This window comes from Streptococcus mitis SK1080 (assembly GCF_000220085.1).
Lineage (GTDB): Bacteria > Bacillota > Bacilli > Lactobacillales > Streptococcaceae > Streptococcus > Streptococcus mitis_K.
Genome location: NZ_AFQV01000014.1, coordinates 1 through 21,253 on the forward strand (window position 1 = coordinate 1; position 21,253 = coordinate 21,253).

At 40.1% G+C, this 21,253-nt stretch carries 22 protein-coding genes; 1 reads left to right on the plus strand and 21 read right to left on the minus strand.

Annotated elements, in window-relative coordinates:
* Positions 1-186 precede the first annotated feature (186 nt).
* Positions 187-948: a DeoR/GlpR family DNA-binding transcription regulator gene (locus HMPREF9957_RS05865; protein ID WP_000917603.1), complete on the plus strand. Its 762-nt coding sequence runs from the start codon at positions 187-189 to the stop codon at positions 946-948.
* 283 nt (positions 949-1,231) lie between these two features.
* On the opposite strand, the gene HMPREF9957_RS0102310 is transcribed toward HMPREF9957_RS05865, so the two are convergent.
* The 21 genes from HMPREF9957_RS0102310 to xseA all read right to left on the minus strand — a co-directional run bounded on the left by HMPREF9957_RS0102310 (position 1,232) and on the right by xseA (position 21,240).
* Complete coding sequence (locus tag HMPREF9957_RS0102310) at positions 1,232-1,489, minus strand: DUF3884 family protein (protein WP_000475754.1); 258 nt, start codon at positions 1,487-1,489, stop codon at positions 1,232-1,234.
* Between the two features lie 41 nt (positions 1,490-1,530).
* Positions 1,531-2,937 (minus strand): 6-phospho-beta-galactosidase, encoded by a 1,407-nt coding sequence (lacG, locus tag HMPREF9957_RS05870; protein WP_000169245.1) that lies wholly within the window; start codon positions 2,935-2,937, stop codon positions 1,531-1,533.
* A gap of 338 nt (positions 2,938-3,275) precedes the next feature.
* Positions 3,276-4,967 carry a lactose-specific PTS transporter subunit EIIC gene (locus tag HMPREF9957_RS05875; RefSeq protein ID WP_001037320.1) on the minus strand — a complete coding sequence of 564 codons (1,692 nt, stop codon included), beginning with the start codon at positions 4,965-4,967 and terminating at the stop codon, positions 3,276-3,278.
* A complete protein-coding gene (locus HMPREF9957_RS05880; protein ID WP_001078331.1) occupies positions 4,967-5,284 on the minus strand; it encodes a PTS lactose/cellobiose transporter subunit IIA in 318 nt (105 codons plus the stop codon). The genes HMPREF9957_RS05875 and HMPREF9957_RS05880 overlap by 1 nt, the downstream gene beginning before the upstream one ends.
* A gap of 35 nt (positions 5,285-5,319) precedes the next feature.
* A complete protein-coding gene (locus tag HMPREF9957_RS05885; RefSeq protein ID WP_000285705.1) occupies positions 5,320-6,156 on the minus strand; it encodes a PRD domain-containing protein in 837 nt (278 codons plus the stop codon).
* A gap of 233 nt (positions 6,157-6,389) precedes the next feature.
* Positions 6,390-7,370: a tagatose-bisphosphate aldolase gene (lacD, locus tag HMPREF9957_RS05890; protein WP_001229121.1), complete on the minus strand. Its 981-nt coding sequence runs from the start codon at positions 7,368-7,370 to the stop codon at positions 6,390-6,392.
* A gap of 1 nt (position 7,371) precedes the next feature.
* Positions 7,372-8,301, minus strand: a complete 930-nt coding sequence (locus HMPREF9957_RS05895; RefSeq protein ID WP_000604288.1) for a tagatose-6-phosphate kinase — start codon at positions 8,299-8,301, stop codon at positions 7,372-7,374.
* Positions 8,302-8,311: 10 nt separating this feature from the next.
* Positions 8,312-8,827, minus strand: a complete 516-nt coding sequence (lacB, locus tag HMPREF9957_RS05900) for a galactose-6-phosphate isomerase subunit LacB (protein WP_001216913.1) — start codon at positions 8,825-8,827, stop codon at positions 8,312-8,314.
* 30 nt (positions 8,828-8,857) lie between these two features.
* Complete coding sequence (lacA, locus tag HMPREF9957_RS05905) at positions 8,858-9,283, minus strand: galactose-6-phosphate isomerase subunit LacA (RefSeq protein WP_000029283.1); 426 nt, start codon at positions 9,281-9,283, stop codon at positions 8,858-8,860.
* A gap of 157 nt (positions 9,284-9,440) precedes the next feature.
* Positions 9,441-10,337 carry an aldose 1-epimerase family protein gene (locus HMPREF9957_RS12545; RefSeq protein ID WP_000234199.1) on the minus strand — a complete coding sequence of 299 codons (897 nt, stop codon included), beginning with the start codon at positions 10,335-10,337 and terminating at the stop codon, positions 9,441-9,443.
* 204 nt (positions 10,338-10,541) lie between these two features.
* On the minus strand, positions 10,542-12,017 hold the full coding sequence (locus HMPREF9957_RS05915) for a PTS galactitol transporter subunit IIC (RefSeq protein WP_000338735.1): 1,476 nt from the start codon (positions 12,015-12,017) through the stop codon (positions 10,542-10,544).
* 47 nt (positions 12,018-12,064) lie between these two features.
* Positions 12,065-12,370, minus strand: coding sequence for a PTS sugar transporter subunit IIB (locus HMPREF9957_RS05920; protein ID WP_000590550.1), 306 nt, complete (start codon positions 12,368-12,370; stop codon positions 12,065-12,067).
* 38 nt (positions 12,371-12,408) lie between these two features.
* A complete protein-coding gene (locus HMPREF9957_RS05925; RefSeq protein ID WP_000521985.1) occupies positions 12,409-12,885 on the minus strand; it encodes a PTS sugar transporter subunit IIA in 477 nt (158 codons plus the stop codon).
* 414 nt (positions 12,886-13,299) lie between these two features.
* Positions 13,300-15,123 carry a translation elongation factor 4 gene (gene lepA / locus HMPREF9957_RS05935; RefSeq protein ID WP_001047207.1) on the minus strand — a complete coding sequence of 608 codons (1,824 nt, stop codon included), beginning with the start codon at positions 15,121-15,123 and terminating at the stop codon, positions 13,300-13,302.
* 78 nt (positions 15,124-15,201) lie between these two features.
* A complete protein-coding gene (locus HMPREF9957_RS05940) occupies positions 15,202-15,930 on the minus strand; it encodes a metallophosphoesterase family protein (protein ID WP_000133348.1) in 729 nt (242 codons plus the stop codon).
* 1 nt (position 15,931) lies between these two features.
* Positions 15,932-17,599, minus strand: coding sequence for a DNA repair protein RecN (gene recN / locus HMPREF9957_RS05945; protein WP_000923565.1), 1,668 nt, complete (start codon positions 17,597-17,599; stop codon positions 15,932-15,934).
* 6 nt (positions 17,600-17,605) lie between these two features.
* Positions 17,606-18,037, minus strand: a complete 432-nt coding sequence (locus tag HMPREF9957_RS05950) for an arginine repressor (RefSeq protein WP_001034401.1) — start codon at positions 18,035-18,037, stop codon at positions 17,606-17,608.
* Positions 18,030-18,845 carry a TlyA family RNA methyltransferase gene (locus HMPREF9957_RS05955; protein ID WP_001041083.1) on the minus strand — a complete coding sequence of 272 codons (816 nt, stop codon included), beginning with the start codon at positions 18,843-18,845 and terminating at the stop codon, positions 18,030-18,032. Before HMPREF9957_RS05955 ends, HMPREF9957_RS05950 begins: the two co-directional genes overlap by 8 nt.
* Positions 18,838-19,713, minus strand: a complete 876-nt coding sequence (locus tag HMPREF9957_RS05960; RefSeq protein ID WP_000743844.1) for a polyprenyl synthetase family protein — start codon at positions 19,711-19,713, stop codon at positions 18,838-18,840. Before HMPREF9957_RS05960 ends, HMPREF9957_RS05955 begins: the two co-directional genes overlap by 8 nt.
* The gene (locus HMPREF9957_RS05965; protein WP_000043223.1) at positions 19,710-19,922 is read right to left on the minus strand and encodes an exodeoxyribonuclease VII small subunit; all 213 of its coding nucleotides are present in this window, start codon (positions 19,920-19,922) and stop codon (positions 19,710-19,712) included. Before HMPREF9957_RS05965 ends, HMPREF9957_RS05960 begins: the two co-directional genes overlap by 4 nt.
* The gene (gene xseA / locus HMPREF9957_RS05970; RefSeq protein ID WP_000417481.1) at positions 19,900-21,240 is read right to left on the minus strand and encodes an exodeoxyribonuclease VII large subunit; all 1,341 of its coding nucleotides are present in this window, start codon (positions 21,238-21,240) and stop codon (positions 19,900-19,902) included. The genes HMPREF9957_RS05965 and xseA overlap by 23 nt, the downstream gene beginning before the upstream one ends.
* Between the last annotated feature and the right edge of the window lie 13 nt (positions 21,241-21,253).

Below are 21,253 nucleotides of genomic sequence, written 5' to 3' on the forward strand. Positions count from 1 at the left end.
TATAATTCTCCACCACTCTTAACTATCAAAAAGTAAACTAGAAACAACAAAATAATAACTTAATAAAAATATCGAAAGTTTTGAAAATAAACCTCGATATTTTTGTTTTTGTTTTATTTTGTTGTTTTTGTATTTGAATGATGAGCTAGTTTATGGTAAGATAGTAGTAGGAAACGAGGTGATAATATGCTCAAACAAGAAAAATTAACCAAAATTTTAGAGATAGTAAATAGTAAAGGAACCATAACGGTTAAACAGATTATGGACGAAATAGCCGTTTCAGATATGACTGCAAGACGCTATTTACAGGAATTAGCTGATAAAGATTTACTGATTCGTGTGCATGGTGGAGCTGAAAAACTTCGAACCAACTCCCTTTTGACTAATGAGCGATCAAATATTGAAAAACAAGCCCTCCAAACGGCAGAAAAACAAGAAATAGCCCGTTTTGCAGGCAGTCTAGTAGAAGAAAGAGAAACTATTTTTATTGGACCAGGAACAACATTAGAATTTTTTGCGCGCGAATTGCCTATTGACAATATCCGCGTCGTGACCAACAGTCTACCTGTTTTTCTGATTTTAAGCGAACGAAAATTAACAGATTTGATTTTGATAGGTGGAAATTATCGCGATATTACAGGTGCTTTTGTTGGCACATTGACCCTACAAAATCTCTCTAATCTCCAATTTTCTAAAGCTTTCGTTAGCTGTAATGGTATTCAAAACGGAGCTCTAGCTACTTTTAGCGAGGAAGAGGGAGAGGCTCAACGCATCGCTTTAAATAATTCTAATAAAAAATATTTACTCGCAGATCATAGTAAGTTCAATAAGTTTGATTTTTATACTTTTTATAATGTATCAAATCTTGATACTATTGTTTCAGATTCTAAACTGAGTGATTCAATCCTTTTTGAGCTATCTAAACTTACTAAAGTCATCAAGCCTTAATAAACTGAAAGATTCTGGGTAAGAACTCAATTTCAGAAGTAAATCTTCCCACAATAAAACGCATAATATCAAGGTTTTTCAACACCTGATATTATGCGTTTTTCTGTATCAAAGACTTTTTGCCCAATTGCTTTATCTGCAACCTCAAAGCTATGCATTGAGAAATCTGCGACTCGCTTCCTGGTTTAAAGTTGCTCTTTGATTTTCATTGAGTATAAGCAACGTGATTAGATAAGAGTTTTGCAGAGTACTAGATATAAGATTTAACTTTTTTGGAAATTGGTTATGATTGTTGAAACGGCATAAAATCTGAATCAAAGGAGATAGTATCCCATTCTTCAGGATTGATAAAATTTAAAAACAAATTTTTAAATTCTTCCAGCTCATAATCCGAATGACAAATCCATTCTTTACCGGTCGAGACATACCATTTCCCAAGACTTTTCAATTCTTCATTCGTCAAACACGGTATTTGAGAGCATTTTTCAAAGTTGATAATATAAACTTTTTCATAAATAGATTGGATAAAATTTTTGAACATCTTTTGCCTCACTAAAATTCTATATCTAATGACTCATTCTACTACTCAATCACTTGAGTTTCCGCTACTTTCTTGTACCAATGAGCTGATTTCTTCGGATAACGTTCTTGCGTTTCAAAGTCTACATAGAAGAGACCGTAACGTTTCTCATAACCATTTGACCATGAGAAGACGTCCATCAATGACCAAATGAAGTAACCTTTTACATTCGCTCCATCTGCAATAGCATCAGACAAAACTTCCAAGTGTTGTTTGACATAATCAATACGGCCATCATCGTAAACAGTGTTATCAACGAACTCATCTTTATAACCAAGTCCATTTTCAGTGATGTAAATCTTTTTGTAGTTAGGATAATCTTTCTTCACGCGCATGATTTGGTCATACAAACCTTGAGGGTAGATAATCCAATCCCAATCCGTACGTGGTACATAGTCAGGAGCTACACGACGACCAACACCTTTGATTTGATATTTAGAGCTCCCTTTCTCACCCTTACCATTATGAATGATTTCAGTTTCTCCATCAAATGCTTCCATCCAGTCACTCATATAGTAATTGATTCCAAGGAAGTCGTTCAAGTCTTTTGCTGCTTCTAATGCTGTAAAATCTTCTTCACGAAGATCCAAGCTACCACCATTGACTGATAAGATATGGTTGACACCTTCCATGGTTTCAGCTGAATAGCGACCTAGATAAGTTGCATCCAAGATAAATTTATTGTGAATAATATCTTCCAACTCAGCTGCACGAACATCTGACGGATTTTTAGGATCTAAAGGATACTTAGTTGGCAGAGCGTGAACAACACCAATTTCCCCTTTATAGCCTTTCTCTTTATACAATTTTACCGCACGTGCATGAGAAACCATCATATTGTGGTGGGATTGGAAAACTTTGGCAAGGTCGTACTGGATACCTGGAGGGAATTTCCCAACCAAGTATTGACCATCACCAATTGGCCCAATTTCATTAAAGGTTGTCCAAAAGTTAACTTCTGGGAATTCTTCAAAACAGAAAGCCGCGTAGTCTACAAAGTGTTCAATGTTTTCACGGTTTAAGAAGTCTCCATTTGAATGTAGAGCTTCTGGCGTATCAAAGTGATGAAGAGTTACAAAAGGCTCAACATGACGTTTGTGACACTCTGCAAATAAATTATGATAAAACTCAACACCTTTAGCATTTACTTGGCCGTAACCAGTCGGGAAAATACGTGACCAAGCAATAGAAATTCGAATGCCATTGACACCATACTCTTCTGCTAGCTTTAGGTCAACTGGATATCGATTGTAAAAGTCACTGGCTGGTTCTGCAGTGTACCAATAGTTATCTTCAAGATATTTATCCCACGCAACTGGTCCTTTTCCATCAGTATGTGTAGCACCTTCTGCTTGATAAGCAGCTGTTGCGCCACCAAAAATAAAGTCTTTTGGTAATGTTTTTGTCATTTTTTTCACCTATTTCTTGATTTAAATAAAGTAAAAGTGAGAGGAGAGGAGTCAGTGAGCCATCCTTCTCCATCTCACTTCTTGTACCGAGTCACCAAATTGTGACATGAGGAGGTAAAAACGATATCTTTTTACCGACGAATTAACAAGGCGATTAGGAAATTCGCCATAGTGATTTCCGTAACGAGAGGAGACTATTTCACAGTTCCTAGCCTTAATCGAATTGTGACATGAGGAGGTAAAAACGATATCTTTTTACCGACGAATTAACAAGGCGATTAGGAAATTCGCCATAGCGATTTCCGTAACGATAGGAGACTGTTTCACAGTCCCTATCGTTAATCGAATTGAGCTTGTACAAATGCTAGAGCACCTTTTCCATCACGGGTTAATTTGATGTATTGAGCGCCTTCTGTCTTGGCAAGTTTAATATCGAGTTTATCGGTTTCTGCTTTCATATCTTCAAAGTTTGAAGCAACTTGAGGGGCAAGGATAACCAAATCAAACTCTGGCAACATTTCACGGTGAGCACCATAACCACCTGCTGCTGCTTTCACAGGAACATTGTATTCTGCAGCTGCCTTATTCAAAGCATTTGCAAGGAGTCCACTTGTCCCTCCACCTGCACAAAGAACCAAGACATTTGTTTCCTTTGTAATTGTATTTTGAGCTGCATCTACACCCGCTTTCTCAAGAATAGCATCTGCTTTTGCAGTGTTGAAGTTTGCAGCAACTTTTTCTTTCAATTCATCATTAGACTTACCTGAACGTTCTTCTTCAAGAATTTGTTCATCATAGACTTTAAGGAATGGATAGTAAATGACAACGTCAACCACAATTAGAAGGGCAGCAAGAATGAATGATAGCACTTGGAAGTTCGTACCAAGAACTAGACCCAGTGGAGCTGGAGTTGTCCATGGTAGATTAGCAGTAAATGAATTCATTCCAAGAGTTTCAATGAAGAATTTAAAGATCCAAACGTTTGCGATAGGAGCAAAAATAAATGGAATGAAGAAAATCGGGTTCAATACAAGTGGTGCACCAAACAAGATTGGTTCATTTACACCAAAGAAAGTTGGAACTACTGAAGCTCGTCCGATTGCACGGTTACGTTTTGATTTTGTTAACCACATGAACATGAATGGAACAACCAGTGTCGCACCTGTACCACCCATGGTAACGATAAACATTTGTGTACCAGAAGTAAGAATCTTGTCAGCATGCATCCCTTGTTGGAGAAGGTTCAAGTTGACTTCGGCATTGGCATAGGTAATAGCTGCGATAGCTGGTTCAACGATAGATGGACCATGGATACCAACAAACCAGAAGAAGGCAAAGGCACCAAAGATGATTGTAATTCCGAGGTAACCATCAGCAGCAGAGAACAGAGGAGCAAAGAACTTACCAATTGATTCCGCAACACTCGTACCAACAAAATGACGTGCAAGCAAGTCAAGAGCATAAAGAGAAACAATTGAAAGCGTGAAAGGAATAACGTCTTTAAAGACTTGTGAGATATTTGGTGGAACTTCGTCAGGCATACGAATAGTGACATTATTCTTAACACAAACCTTATAGATAGCTACGGTAACAAAGGCAGCAAGGAAGGCTGAAAGCAAACCTTTTGTTCCCAAGAATCCAGTAGCTAGACCATTTTCGATAGGATCAGCTGCCAACATCAACAAACCAACAATTGCTGCCAACAATGTTGACATATAGTTGATTTGATTGGTTTTCTCCATGCTACGGTTTACTGAGTCGGTCAATGACTTAGCTGTTGTACCAGCTACCAAGAGAGCCAAAATCCCCATTGAATAGCTGTAAGGTTTCATCAGAAAGGCTACAACTTCATCAGACCATTTAAAACCCCATGAGTTTGGTACAAAGGCAATCAAGATAAAAATACTTGAGAAGAGAATAACAGGCATACCTGCAATGAATCCATCTCGAATAGCACGAAGATAGATATTGCGAGATAGTTTCTCAAAGAAGGGCTTTCCTTTCTCGATAAATGCAATTAGTTTGTTCATTACTTAACTCCTCTCTTATAAAGTTCGATTAAATGGTGCATCAAATCTTTTAACAAGATAGTTGTCATTAAGTGGTCTTGGCCATGCATCATGGTCACACTATATGCTAAATCCTCACCAGAAGCTTCCTTAGTCAATAGACTTGTTTGCGCGTGATGAGCCTCTGCAATACAGCTACCAGCTTCCTCTACCAGAGCGTCCGCTTTTTCAAAATCACCAGCTTCAGCAGCCTTCAAGGCTTCCAATAGTTTTGAACGAGCATCGCCAGCATAGGCTACGATTTCAAAACCTAACAATGTTACTTCTTCTCTATTCATGATAGAATTCTCCTTATATAATTTTAAATAAATTTTTATGACAATAAACGTTGGATATGTAGAACTAGATAAACTCGTTCACTTTTATACAAATCAAGACCCGTATGTTGCGTAATCACATCATAGATCTTGGAACCAATCTCGAACGCTTTTGGATAGGATCGTTTGATGTGATCTTCCATATCCAGAAGTGATTGGTTATCATCCCTAGATCTGTCTAAATAATCCAAGAAATAATTCAGATGAATCATAAAACGATCATAGAAATGATTATTCTCTTTGGTTCGTTGAATTGCATAACCCTTTAGCACTTCTTCAACATTCCTGAGAATTTCTTTTCTCTTATCAATCGACTTAACTACTTCTACTTCATTCTCGCCTTCGGCATTGATGAAATGATAAGCAATCCGAATAATTTCGTCCTCAGGAAAATGATCTGTCAGTTTTTGACGATAAATTCCAAAAGCTTCATTTGCAATTTGAAAAGCGACAGGATACTTAGCAGAAATATCTGGCAGATTACTATCCTTGTACCTTCCTTGTGCTAGAGCTTGGTAAGAACAGTAAATATGATCTGTCAAGGTTACATAGAGATACTCTTGAATAGGATAGTGATATTTCTTGGATAGCTTATCAATGATCTCATAGGTCACTGTGATAAAATCAAGCGGAACATCTTTGAGGAGAGCTATAAAATTTTCTCTGGACTCTTCTGTCTTCATCCGAAAGATTTTCTCAACCTGATGTTCAGCAATCAAATCCCCCTTCTTCTTTCCGAATGCAATCCCCTTACCAATTACAATCACCTCTTCTCCTTTATCATTTCTGACAAGTGAAACATTGTGATTCATTGGATTTAGAATTCGATACATGTCAACCTCCTTTTATATCTTAAAGGTATATGAGTACAAAAAATGACCACAAATGAACTAGAAAATCAGCCGATTTCTAATTCACCTGTGATCATGCCTAATATTACTTAGTAACACTCACCTTGTATTAACTTGTGATTTAAGTATAGCACAAGTAAGTTATTTTGTAAACCTTTACATACAACTTTTTTTAAAAATTTTTAGATTTATGTTCCTAACCTAGGAGGACTTGCTTACACGCGTTCTTTCCATGAAGTCGCTGTTGTTTGAAGAACTTTGTTGAGTTCATCAATATTTTCAAATCCAGTTGTGCGAAGCCATTCGCGAGCTGCTGCTTCACCATCTTTGATGTAAGCTTCAACTGATCCAGCCCATGTAGCACGGCCACAAAGAACTCCGTTAAAGTTTGCACCTGATTCATGAGCAAATACAAGAGTATCTTGGAAGAGTTTAGCTGATACACCAGCACTCAAGTAGATGTATGGCAAGTTAGTTGCTTCATCTTGTGCTTTAAATAAGGCTGCTGCTTCTTCACGTGTATAAACCACTTCACCTTCAGCGAAGCCTTCAACATATTTAATGTTAACAGGAACTTCTACTTTCAAGACATCAATGTTAAAGCGTGGGTCTGAGAAGACTTTCATAGCACCGATAACTTTGTGTGGTTTTACTTTAGCGTATTCTACAGAACCAGCGTCAGCAATTTTTTCATCGTAAGCAAGGATTTCAAGGAAGAATGGGATATCTTCAGCCACACATTCAGAACCGATACGTTCGATGTAAGCTTGTTTTTCTTGGTTGAGTTCGTCTGAGCTATCTACATCATAGTAAAGCAAGAATTTAACTGCATCTGCACCTTCTTCTTTAATACGTTTTGCAGACCAAACATCCAAGCAGTCTGGCAAACGTTTTGTACTTGTTGTGTCATAGCCTGTTTTTTCATAAGCAAGAAGGAGACCAGCTTTTTCATCAAGAGCTTTAGTCGCTGGAAGTCCATACTCAGGGTCAAGAAGCATAGATGAAGCGTATTTAGTCAATTCATCTGCTACCAAGACTTTCAGTTCTTCCATTTGATCTACAGTTGGTTCTTCTGTTTGGTGTTGAGCCATGAGGCGTTTCAAAGCACCACGTTGGTCAAATGCAAGAGCTGAGATGATACCATTTTCATCAGAAAGTTTTTCTAAGCGTGCACGTTTTTGTTCTGTTAAAGCCATTTTATACCTCTTTTACTATTAATTGATCATATAGAGCTTGATAGTTGGCCATGTTGACATGACCAGTCATTTTTTCTTGAGCATTGAGCATACCAAGGACATTTGCCTTGATGAGTAATTCTGCATCCGATTCTCTGTGAAGAAGTCCTGAAGAAATTCCTGCCACAGTAGAATCTCCAGATCCAACAGGATTTACTACCTGAATTCTAGGAATATCTACCTTGTAGAAAGTGTCACCATGTTTAGCAAAGGCACCGTTGGCACCAAGTGAAACGATAATCCATTCAATACCAGCAAACAAAGGTTCTTGAAGAACTTCTTTTAATTCATCCAAATCCTCAGAAACTTCTCTTCCTAGAAGCTGGGACAATTCCTCATTATTTGGTTTGATGACTGTTGGTTTATGTGGTGATTCAAGAACCGCCTGAAGTGCTGCACCAGAGCAGTCCAAAACAACAGGCTTGCCAGCTTGATTAGCAAGTTCCACCAAGCTCGCATAGTAATCAACTGGAAGACCAGCTGGCAGACTTCCTGAGATAGCTACTACTTCAACTGAGTCCAAGAGTTTTTTGAAATGATCCAAAAAGCCTTTTTCTTCCTGTTCCAATACTTCAGGACCTTTTTCAAGAACTTCTGTTTGGTTGTCACCGTGGAGAATAGCAATACAGTTCCGAGTTTCTCCCTGAATTGAGAAGAAATCTTTCTTTACTTGATCATCAATATTTTCAACCAAAAACTCACCAAGTTTGCCACCCACTAAACCAGTAGCAAGAACAGAATCCCCAAATTCTGAAAGCACTCGGGTAACATTGAGTCCCTTACCACCAGCCGTTTTGGTTACATCCACCACACGATTGACAGTATCAATCTTCAACTCATCCAAGGGATAGGAAATATCAATGGATGGGTTCATTGTGACTGTTAAAATCATAGGTTACCTCTTAGTCGTGGTATTCTCCGCGATCCCATTTTTCAAGGAATTCAGTGAAGAAGTTTGCGTCTGTTTGTTGAGCATTGTGACTTTCAACATGTTCAATTTTCGCAATCAATTTTTTGTTTTCTTCAGATGGTTTGTATTCAGCATGGATGAAAGCTTCGATGATATCACACATAAGCAATTCACCAGTAATCTTACCACCAAAACCGATAACGTTGGCATTCAATTGTTCTTTAGCATAAAGGGCTGTTGTCATATCACGAACCAAGGCAGAACGGACACCTGGAACTTTATTTACAGCGTTGTTGATACCAACACCAGTACCACAGATACATACCCCAAGATCAGCTTGACCGCTAGTTACGGCTTCACCAACTTTTTTACCAAAGATTGGGTAGTGAGTACGTGTATGGTCATATGTACCAAAGTCAATGACTTCATATCCTTTTGATTTCAAAAATTCTGAAACCGCCATTTTTTCATCTGTTACGATGTGGTCACATCCAATTGCAATTCTCATTTTTAACTTACCTTTCTTACTGTAATCTAATTAGCACATTTTGTTCAACATATCGACCCGAATTTGGTGACGTCCACCATCGTATTTACCGTTAACAAATCCTTTAGCGATGTTTTTAGCCAATTCATCACCGACAAGTTGTGCACCCATAGTGATCATACGTGAGTTGTTGTGGCCACGAGTCATATAAGCTGAACGTTCGTCAGATACTTCTGCAGCAACCATTCCTTTGATTTTTGTTGCGACCATAAATGGACCAGCTCCATAAGCATCAATAACAATACCAAGATTTTGTTCTTCTTTGTTTACTTCTGCAGCAACAGCAAGAGTCACATCAACAAAGTCTTGACCTTCAGCTGTAACATCCACAACGTGGAAGTTTTCTTTTTTCAAGAAATCTTTCACAACTTCTTTCAATCTCAAACCTGCAGCATCTGCACCGATAACAATAGACATATTGTATACTCCTTTTTATTTTTTCTATGCTGGATTCCAGCAGTGTATTGGCTGTCTTTAAAAAACAGTCAATTAGTCCTCACAAACATAATATACTACTATTGTTTGAAAAAGTCAACAGTTTGTGTTTGTTTTTGTTATTTATTTTTTACTTTTTTTATAAAACTTCTATCTCAAAACCTAATTCTTCAACCTGATTGGCTTCTAAGAGACGAACATTCTTCTTATCTTCTAAATGATCTCCTTCTTCAAGGGATGTTGACAAGCCAGACCATGGTTCAAAGGCAATGAAAGGTCCCTTGTTCAAAGTTGACCAGATGATGAGGTTTGGAAACTCTGCAAAGTGCACTTTCAATCCCTTATCATGTTTACGAGAACGAAGGGCAATTGTTCGAGATTGCAATTCATCCAAAGTCACTGCATCTGTGCTGAAAAGATCATGGCTTAGGTCTAATTCTTTTTGATTCTCTAACCATGGACTTCTATCTTGAAAGTCAAGCATCCCCGTTTCTGGGAAAGGGCGTGGAACAGAGCAAGTCTCTTCTTTCTCAAACTCTAAATAGTAATCTTCATAGACCTCATCATCCAGTAGAGGACAATTAAATCCTGGATGTCCACCAATAAAGTAAGGCATGACCTTGCTAGTTTCTTTATTAAATATTTTGTATTGAGTCCGTACTGTCTTGCCAGTAAGGCTATAAGTGATTTCTAGGCGGAAATGATAAGGATAGTTTTGATAGCTATTCTCATCGTCTTCAATTGCAAAAGTTACACTCTTGTCTGTCTGTTCAACTAATTCAAATTCTTTCTTACGAACCAAACCATGACGAGGGATGATTCCTTGGATTTCTTGTCCATTATCATCTATATAGACGGCTGTATCATCTCTCAATGAACCACAAATGGGGAAGAGAACAGGAGCTTGTCCACTCCAATAAGTAGCATCCCCTTGCCACAAATACTCAACTCCCTCAGCATCTTTCATAGAAGAAAGAGCCCCACCAAAACTGTTAAATTCAACTCTTAATTGTTCTGATTTTAATTCAATTACCATTATTTTCTCCGATTTCTTAATAGTTTATAAAAAACTAGGCTGTCACTCCTAAACGGTATGACAACCTAGCTTTAACAATTTACACTCTGCGAAAATCCAATTCAAACTTCGTCAGCGTCGCCTTGCCGTACTTTAGTACAGCCTGCGGCTAGCTTCCTAGTTTGCTCTTTGATTTTCATTGAGCTTACATTTTATAGGAGCGCATTATTTTGCTTTTGCTGCGTACTCTTCGTTACGTTTGATCATTTGTTTTCTGTACCAAGCAAAGATACCGATATAGAATACAAGGAAGACTACAGCACCAAGGATTGCTTTGATATCACCAGTTGTAGTGTTACCAATTGTCCAACCAAGAAGTTTTTCGATTGGTCCTTCAAGAGTAGAGTGAGTAATCAATTGAGTTTCACTCACACCTGCTGGGAAGGCACCTACACCTTTAGCAAGTTCTGTTGCAAATGGTGCGATAAGTGTACCTGAAAGAAGGAAGAGTGGCAACAAGAGTGTTCCAAAGATGATCATACGGAGCAATTTACCACGAGTTACAACCAAGAGAGCTGGAGTAACACCCATAGCGATGATACCTGCAAGTGGCAAGATACCATTTCCGACTTTTGAAAGAAGCACCGCTTCAACCAACATAATTGGTGCAAGTACGTTGGCACAAGCCCAGATTTCAGCACGACCAGCGATGAATGGCCAGTCAAGACCGATGTTGAATTTACGTCCTTGAAGACGTTTAGTAGCAACGTTTGTAATACCTTGTGAAAGTGGTTCTACGGCTGCGATGAACCATGAACCGATAAGTGAGAAGAGTTCCAAAGATACACCGGCAGTCAAACCAAGAGACAACCATCCTCTGATAACAAGACGCCATTTATCTGCATCTTCAACCCCTGCAATTGGATGTGGAGTTCCCATAATACCGATAACGATACCAAGGATGAAACCGATAAAGAATTTAGAACCCCAGAAACCGATTTTCTTATTCAATTTTGCGGCGTCAAAGTCGTATTTATCAAGACCTGGGAAGAATTTTTCAAAAATCTTATCCAAAACCATGATAACTGGGTTCATCATGTAGTTCATGTGAGTTGATGTCATTGGTGATGAACTTGGAGCGTTAAGAAGGTCATCAAATGTAGGTTTCATCAAGTCAGAGTTGATAATTTTCAACACACCAACAAGGACGATAGCTGCTGTAGCAATAAAGAGTGAAACCCCTTGACTCACACCGTTGTTATCTGCATACCATTTAATCAAAAGACCTGTGATAGACAAGTGCCAGATATCGAAGATATCAACGTCAAGTGTATCTGTTTTCTTCATAGCAAGCATCACTATGTTGACAATCAACATGATGAGCAAGAAGTAAAGTGTCCAAGCAGATCCCCAAGTGATTGTTGCAAGTGGTGCCCAACCAACGTCAGTGATACTCAATTGGATACCAGTGTTTTCAACGAATTTTGCTAGTGATGCTGAGAAAGCAGTGTTTAGCATACCGATGATGGCACCGATACCTGTAAGAGCGATGGCAAGTTTGATACCACCTTCAAGCGCTTTGGAGAATTTCACTCCAAAAAGTAAAGCCAATAATGTCAAAATGATTAACATGATGACAGGACCACCCATATCTAAGACGGGCGTGAAAACCTTTTTGATTAGGTCAAAGATTGCATCCATAACAGTTCCTCCCTTTTTTATGTTATATGAATGTTAACAAATTAAAATTAGCTTAACCCGTGTTCTTTAATAGCTGCTTCAATATTATCATATACTGGAGCACTCATAGCTGGGATACGGAATAAGATTGGTCCAGCTTCGATAACTGGAATACCTGGGTCAAAACCAAGGTCTGTCGCAGCAATTGGTGTGAAGATGTCATAACCTTTGATAAGGTCTTCGTTAACGTCTTTGACCATGACTGCATCACAGTGCACATCGTAACCACGGTTTGAAAGTTCTTCTTCAAGAGCACTTTTAATTTGGTGGCTTGAGTTAACACCTGCACCGCAGGCAGCAAGAATTTTAATCATATGGATCTCCTCCGATTTAATATTTTTAATAGACAAGATTAAGCGATTGCTTCAGCGATATAAGCATAGAGGGCTTCTGGTTCAGAAATTTTTGATAGGTCTTCAAGATGACCATTTCCTGTGAAGAAGTCCATCAACTGAGCAAGAATATTCGTTTGACTTGAACTTGAGTTATTAATGATAAAGAAGAGTAAAGATACTTCTACTTCCTTATCCGGCGCAATCATATTGTGGAAAGTCACCGGTTTCTCTAATCGAACGACCACAACTTTTTCAGCCAGATTATGAACAATATCTGTGTGAGGAATAGCTACATTCGGCAAATCCTTACCCAAAAATTCCATATCTAAGCCAGTTGGAAATGACTTTTCACGCGTGATCAAGGCTTCACGATAGGTTGGAGTTACGATTTCTCGTTCTTCCAATAAAGTTGCAACCTGATCAAAGAGATGTTCTTGATTATTCGCTTCTAAGCAAAACACAAGGTTTTTGTCAAAGAAATGATCTAATCCCATAAAGTTTTCCCTTCTTTCCATTAACTTTATGCCATAAGTATAACACTATATGAAATCGTTGTCAATAGTTTTCTGTTGATTTTTGTCTCTTTTTTTATATTTTTGTTGTGTTTATAGTTTGTTATATAAAAACAAACACACAAACAAATACTACCAGCATTTTTTCTGTTCTAATACTCAATGAAAATCAAAGAGCAAACTAGGAAGCTAGCCTCAGGTTGCTCAAAACACAGTTTTGAGGTTGTAGATAAGACTGATGAAGTCAGTAACCATACATACGACAAGGCGACGCTGACGTGGTTTGAAGAGAGTTTCGAAGAGTATAGAAACTAAAAAAGCAGGCCATTAAAGCCTGCTTTACTATTGATTCTTATATAAATTTTCCTGTGAACAAGGAAAGGCATTTCTGATAACTTATTCTTCATCCATACTCAAGACGCTGAGGAAGGCTTCTTGTGGGACTTCAACTGATCCGATAGCTTTCATGCGTTTCTTACCAGCTTTTTGTTTCTCTAGGAGTTTGCGTTTACGAGAAACGTCACCACCATAACATTTAGCAAGTACATTCTTACGAAGGGCTTTGATATCAGTACGAGCGACAATCTTGTGTCCAATAGCTGCTTGAATTGGAACCTCAAATTGTTGACGAGGAATGATTTTCTTGAGCTTATCAACGATGAGTTTCCCACGTTCGTAGGCAAAGTCCTTGTGAACGATAAAGCTGAGGGCATCCACCTTGTCTCCATTGAGAAGGATATCCATTTTGACCAGCTTAGAAGGGCGATATTCTGACAATTCGTAGTCAAAACTTGCATAACCACGTGTCGAAGACTTAAGCTTATCAAAGAAATCAAAGACGATTTCAGCCAGTGGAATTTGATAGATAACATTGACACGGTTATCATCGATATAGTCCATAGTCACAAAGTCCCCACGCTTGCGCTGAGCTAGCTCCATTACTGCTCCTACGAACTCCTGTGGTACCATAATTTGCGCCTTAACATAAGGCTCTTCAATGGTCGCAATCTTGGTTGGGTCTGGAAACTCAGATGGGTTAGACACATCCATAGACTCACCGTCGGTCAAGTTAACCTTATAGATAACAGACGGAGCTGTCATGATGAGGTCGATGTTAAACTCACGTTCTAAACGTTCTTGGATAACATCCATATGGAGAAGTCCAAGGAATCCACAACGGAAACCAAATCCAAGCGCCTGCGATGTTTCTGGTTCAAACTGAAGACTAGCATCATTGAGTTGCAATTTTTCAAGGGCTTCACGAAGGTCATTATACTTGTTTGATTCAATTGGATATAGACCCGCAAAGACCATAGGATTCATCTGCTTGTAACCATGTAATGGCTCTGCCGCAGGATTGGTTGCCAAGGTAACGGTATCACCCACACGCGTATCCTGAACTGTCTTAATAGAAGCTGCAATATAACCAACATCACCAGTCGCAAGAAAATCACGACCAACTGCTTTGGGTGTAAAAATACCAACTTCTGTCACATCAAAGGTCTTACCATTGCTCATAAGCTGAATCTTATCGCCAGGTTTGACCACTCCATCCATGACACGCACTTGGAGGATAACCCCACGGTAGGCATCGTAAACAGAGTCGAAAATCAAGGCCTTAAGAGGCGCCGTCACATCACCCGTTGGTGCTGGAACTTTTTCTACGATTTGCTCGAGGATTTCTTCAATCCCAATACCAGCCTTGGCAGATGCTAAGACTGCTTCGCTGGCATCCAAACCAATGACATCTTCAATCTCTGTACGCACGCGCTCAGGGTCTGCTGCTGGCAGGTCAATTTTATTAATGACTGGCATGATTTCCAAATCATTGTCCAAGGCCAGATAAACGTTGGCAAGGGTTTGGGCCTCAATCCCTTGGGCAGCATCGACCACCAAAATCGCTCCCTCACAGGCAGCTAGCGAACGTGAAACTTCATAGGTAAAGTCTACGTGCCCCGGCGTGTCAATCAAGTGGAAAATATAAGTTTCCCCATCTTTTGCAGTATAATTCAGCTCGATGGCATTGAGTTTAATGGTAATCCCACGTTCTCGCTCTAAATCCATGCTATCCAAAAGCTGGGCCTGCATTTCACGGCTTGAAACGGTCTCTGTTTTTTCCAAAATGCGGTCTGCTAGAGTTGATTTCCCGTGGTCAATATGGGCGATAATAGAGAAGTTACGAATCTTCTCCTGTCGTTTTTTCAATTCTTCTAAGTTCATGATTCTCTTCCTTTCAGGGTATCTATTTATTATAAATTGTTTTTGACATTTTGACAAGACTATACCCTGCTAGGAGTACTAATCTTCAGCGACAAAGCCGTCATTTTCGATAAAGTGGTGTTCTGTCATTCCTTGGTCTGTAAAGACAATCCCGTGAAGGACACCACCATAAACAGCTCCTCCATCCATCCCAATCTTACCATCTTCTGTAGTCCAAAGCTCAGCTGTACCTCGGTCTTGCTTTAACAAACCATAGACCGGTGTATGACCAAAGACAATGATTTTTCCAGTATGATTTTCTGCTTCGTGGAACGGTTTTCTAAGCCAGACTTTTTTATAATCTGTGGTTTCATGCCAGTCATCCAATGTTAAATCAATACCTGCGTGAACGAAGATATACTTATCTGTCTCTACAACAAATGGCATTTGACGAATAAATTCGACCAAATCTGCCGCTTCAGTAGCAACACGCTTGGCATCCTCAACTCCATCAACTGGTGCATCCAAGGGACGACCTAGGATAGAATTAATGGTTGTATCTCCACCATTACGACGATAGTGGTCATAACTTTCTTCTGGGTCATCTAGCCAAGTCAAAAACATATACTCGTGATTTCCTGACAAACAGATAGCCCCTTGATTATCGACCAAGTCCTTAACCATCTCTAGGACACGGCGACTATCCTCACCGCGGTCAATCAAGTCCCCTAGAAAGAGCAACTGGGTCTGACCATCCCATGTTTTGAGAAGGTCTTCCAGCATCCCAGCTTTTCCGTGAACATCTCCAATTACATAATAGTCTGTCATCTTATTTCTCCCTGTTTCTCAACAATTCTCTGGCTTGCGTCAGGGCTGCTTCCGTCACATCATCACCTGCCAACATCTTAGCAACTTCTTTCACTCGCTCTTCAACCGTCAAGAGACGAACAGTTGAAACGGTTGAATGCTCATTGCTAATCTTCTCAATAAAGAATTGATAATCCGCAATCGCAATCACTTGTGGCAAATGAGAAATAGCCAGTACCTGACCATGCTGACCAATCTTGTGAATCTTCTGCGCAATAGCTTGGGCTACACGACCTGAAACTCCCGTATCCACCTCATCAAAGACAATGCTAGTCTTGCCTTCTTTACGTGAAAAGGCAGACTTAATAGCTAGCATAAGACGGGATAATTCCCCACCAGATGCAACCTTGACCAAGGGTTTAAAATCTTCACCAGGGTTGGTTGAAATGTAAAACTCGACCATTTCATTTCCCTCACGACTGAATTTGCCCTTGCTAAAACGAACTTGAAACTGGGCTTTTTCCATATAAAGGTCTTGCAGTTCTTGTTTAATCTCGGCTTCCAATTGCTGAGCCAAATCATGACGAGCAGAAGCAAGTTGACCTGCCAAATTGACAAGATTGACTTCCAACTTCTTAAGCTCTGTTTCCATGTCCTCAGACGAAAGATTATTGCCTGTCAAGAGATTGTATTCTTCCGTAATCTTGGCAAAATAAAGCAAGACATCGTCTACAGTCCCACCATACTTGCGGGTAATGGTATGAAGAAGGTCCAAACGATTCTCAACCTGCATGAGACGATTGCCGTCAAAATCAAGGTCCTCAATAATAGCTTCCAGACGCTTGCTAATATCTTCTAAGACATAGTAGGTCTCAGATAGTGAGCTTGAAATTTCACGGTATTCAGGATCGTACTCTTCAACACTTTCCATATCATTCATGGCCGAACGAACATTAGCCAGACTCGAAAAGTCTTCATTGTCCAACATACTGTAGGCATTGGTCAGCGTATCCGCAATATTTTTATGGTTGAGGAGTTTCTCTCGCTCTTGGTTAAGAGCCAAGTCTTCACCTGCTTGCAAGTTGGCTGCATCAATCTCTGCCATTTGAAATTCCAACATTTCGATACGTGCCTTGTGTTCCTGTTGGTTTTTCTTGACTTCCAGAACCTGCTTGCGCATTTTTCGATAGGCATCAAAACTCGTTTGATAGGTTTCTTTTAAGTCCCAAAAGGCTGCATCGCCAAATTCATCCAACATCTGGATATGCAGTTGGGGACGCATTAACTCCTCTTGGTCATGTTGACCATGAATATCCACCAGATGTTGCCCAATAGCACGCAAAACAGACAGATTAACCATCTGACCATTTACACGGCTGATACTACGACCATTTTGCAAGATTTCTCGACGGATGATAATTTCATCACCCATTTCCAAACCTTGCTCATCAAAAATTTCCTGTAAAAAGCGACTATTCTCAACTGAGAAAAGCCCCTCTATCTCTGCCTTTGGCGCACCATGACGAATAACATCTGTCGTCGCACGAGCTCCCAACATCATATTCATGGCATCAATGATAATGGACTTCCCTGCACCCGTTTCACCAGTCAGGACAGTCATTCCCTTTTCAAAATTGAGAGAAATAGCCTCAATAATGGCAAAGTTTTTTATCGAAATTTCAAGTAACATATAGACCTACCAATTTTTTACTTGTTCAAAGATTTCCTCAGCTAGACTTTCACTTCTGGCAATGACTAAAATCGAACTATCATCAGCTAAACAGCTAAAAATCTTGTCCGCAAAAGTCTCGGTTAACTGAGCTTTTACAAAAGCTGTATTTCCTGGAATAACTTGGAGATTGATCATCTTATCCATCAATTCAGCCGATTCGATATTGTCTTCAGCCAGTTGCAAACTTTTTACGATTGATTTTGGTAATTCATAGACATAGGTGTTGTCTCTCAAAGGAATTTTGACAATACCTAGCTCTTTGATATCCCGTGATACCGTTGCTTGAGTGGCGGTGATGCCAGCCTCTTTCAAATGTTCTACAATTTCTTCTTGTGTACCGATTTGATAATCTGTCACAAATCGTCTAATTTTTTCAAGTCTCTCTTTTTTATTCATTTTTAAATTGACTATGCGCCCTCTCTACTACTTCTTCAATCTCAGCAAGAACCTGATTGCTTGCTGACTCTTCTTTTTTCAAATACGCTAAAAACTCAATATTTCCATGTCCACCTTGGATGGGAGAAAAGTCCAAACCAAGGACTGAAAAGCCTTCCTCTACTGCCATGGTTGTGACAGATTCAAGAACATTCTGATGAACTTTAGCATCACGAATGATTCCATTTTTCCCAATCTGCTCACGTCCTGCCTCAAACTGGGGCTTAACCAAAGCCACAACCTGACCCTGATTAGCCAAGACACGGTGCAAGGCCGGAAGAATCAGACTGAGGGAAATGAAACTCACGTCAATACTGGCAAAGCTCGGTTCCTGCTCGAAATCAGTCTTTTCAGCATAGCGAAAATTGAACTGCTCCATGCTGACAACCCTTGGGTCTTGGCGTAATTTCCAAGCCAACTGATTGGTACCAACATCGACTGCAAAGACCAACTCGGCACCATTTTGCAACATAACATCGGTAAAACCTCCAGTAGAGGCACCGATATCAATCGTTGTAGCTCCTTCCACTGACAAATCAAAGACCTGCAAGGCCTTCTCCAGTTTCAAGCCACCACGGCTGACATACTTGAGTTTTTCACCCTTGAGTTTTAGCTCGGTGTCGTCCGGGATTTTCTCTCCTGGTTTATCAAACCGTTCTCCATTAAGGACTGCTACGACTAGACCAGCCATGACACCGCGCTTAGCCTGTTCTCGCGTTTCAAACAAACCCTGTTTATAAGCTAGTACATCCACTCTTTCCTTAGCCATTGATTCTCAAACTTTCTACTACTTTTACAATCGATTCTGTTTCAAAGGGAACCTGCTGGGCAATTTCTTCTAATTTGGCATTAGCTTGATCCAGAGTTTGGTTACAAAAGGCAATAGCCTCTTCCAAGCCCAACAAGGCTGGATAGGTTGACTTTTCTGCCTGCAAATCCTTTTGTGGTGTCTTACCGATCTCCTCAAAACTAGCTGTCACATCCAGCACATCGTCTCGAACTTGAAAAGCAAGCCCAATCAATTCACCTACAGTTTTAAGTTTTACCTGCATCTCAGGTGCCAATTCGGCTATAATAGCAGCTGCTTGAAAGGGATAAGCTAGTAGTTTTCCAGTCTTATTAGCATGAATAGTCTGGAGTTCTTCCAAAGACAAATGCTGGTGTTCACCCTCCATGTCCAAAACTTGCCCTGCCACCATGCCTAGACTTCCTGAAGCAAGCGACAAATTGGCAATCAAGTCCACCTTGATCTGACTTGGCAAATATGCCTGCGCTATCAGGGCGTAAGGATCTAGGAATAAAGCATCTCCAGCCAAAATGGCCATAGCTTCTCCAAATTTCTTGTGATTGGTTAACCGCCCTCGACGGTAATCATCATCATCCATGGCAGGAAGGTCATCGTGAATCAAACTCCCTGTATGGATCATTTCCAAGGCCGCAGCCACCTGCGCATGTGCTGGTTTAATAGCCACCTGCAAGGCTTCCAGGACTTCTAACAAGAGAAAGGGGCGAATACGCTTGCCACCAGCATGAATAGAATAGAGAACAGACTCTCGCAAACTAGAGGCAAACTGCTGGTCTCCATAAAAGTCTTCCAAAACCGACTCAACAAGAGCTAATTTTTCTTGCTTCTTCATTCAAAATCACTTTCTGTTCCGTCTTCTTGCATGACCTTGACTAGGGTCTTTTCAGCCTTATCCAGCGTCGCTTGGAGCTCTTTTGACAGGATCATGCCCTTTTGAAAGGCAGCAATCGCATCTTCCAGAGCAATTTCACCATTTTCCAAACTTTGGACAATGCTTTCCAGTTCTGCTAGATTTTCCTCAAATTTCTTTTGTTTTGACATCTTTAACCTCTAATTCTACTCGACCATCTCGCATCAAAAGCGTCACTTGGTCTTTTTTCTTCAAACTCTCAACCGAATCTACAACGGACTCTTCTTTTTTGACAATTGCATAGCCACGCGCCACGATTCGACTGGTATCCAACATGAGCAAGGCTTCTGAAAGTCGCTTAACTTCAGCAACCTTGGCATCATAAACCAGAGCCATTTGGCTACGGAGGAGCTTATCCAACTGGCCTAGACGGTCTTGATAGCGTTGGATTTTGGTAACAGGTGATAATTGCACCAGTTGATGCATTCTTGCTTGTAGTATCTGTTTGTTATCAGAAATCCGTGTACGTAAACTCTGTTTTAAGCGCAGTTGCAGTTGATCCAAGCGTTGCAAATAGCCATCATACAAACGTTCAGGTTGTCTAAAGATAACAGACTGACTGCATTTTTTCAAAGCTTCTTGTTTCTTAGATAGCACATTTCGAACTGCCGTTGCCATCCGTTTTTCTTGATTTTGTAAATGAGCTAATAAATCCAACTTGGTCACAGGTGTTGCCAGTTCAGCTGCCGCCGTTGGTGTCGCAGCGCGGCGATCTGCCACAAAATCTGCCAAGGTCACATCCGTCTCATGACCAACACTAGAAATGATTGGCAAGCGAGATTCAAAAATAGCCCGTACCACAATTTCTTCGTTAAAGGCCCAGAGATCCTCAATGGAACCACCACCACGACCAATAATGAGCAAATCCAAATCGTCCCGTTGATTAGCACGAGCAATATTTCGAGCAATTTCCTCCGCAGAACCCTCACCTTGTACCTTGGTCGGATAGAGAAGAATGTCGACACCTGGGAATCGTCTGCTGACGGTCGTGATAATATCTCGAATAACGGCTCCACTACGGCTAGTCACTACACCAATTCTCTTAGAAAATTGGGGAAGAGGTTGCTTGAAGCGTTCTTGAAACAGACCTTCTTCCGTCAATTTTTTCTTGAGTTGTTCAAACTGAATCGCAAGCGCCCCAACCCCATCAGGCTCAGCCTTTTCAATGATGATGGAGTAGCTACCACTTGGTTCATAGACCTGTACACGCCCAATTACATTGATCTTCATCCCTTCTTCAAGGTCGAAACCTAATTTCTGATAAATCCCAGACCAGATGGTCGCTTGAATAACTGCATGGTCATCTTTTAGGGAGAAATATTGGTGAGTAGGTCGTTTACGAAAGTTGGAAACTTGACCAGTTAAATAGACCCGTTCCAAGTAAGGGTCTTTATCGAATTTCATTTTCAGATACTTGGTCAAAGTTGTTACCGATAAATACTTTTCCATCTCCACCTACTAT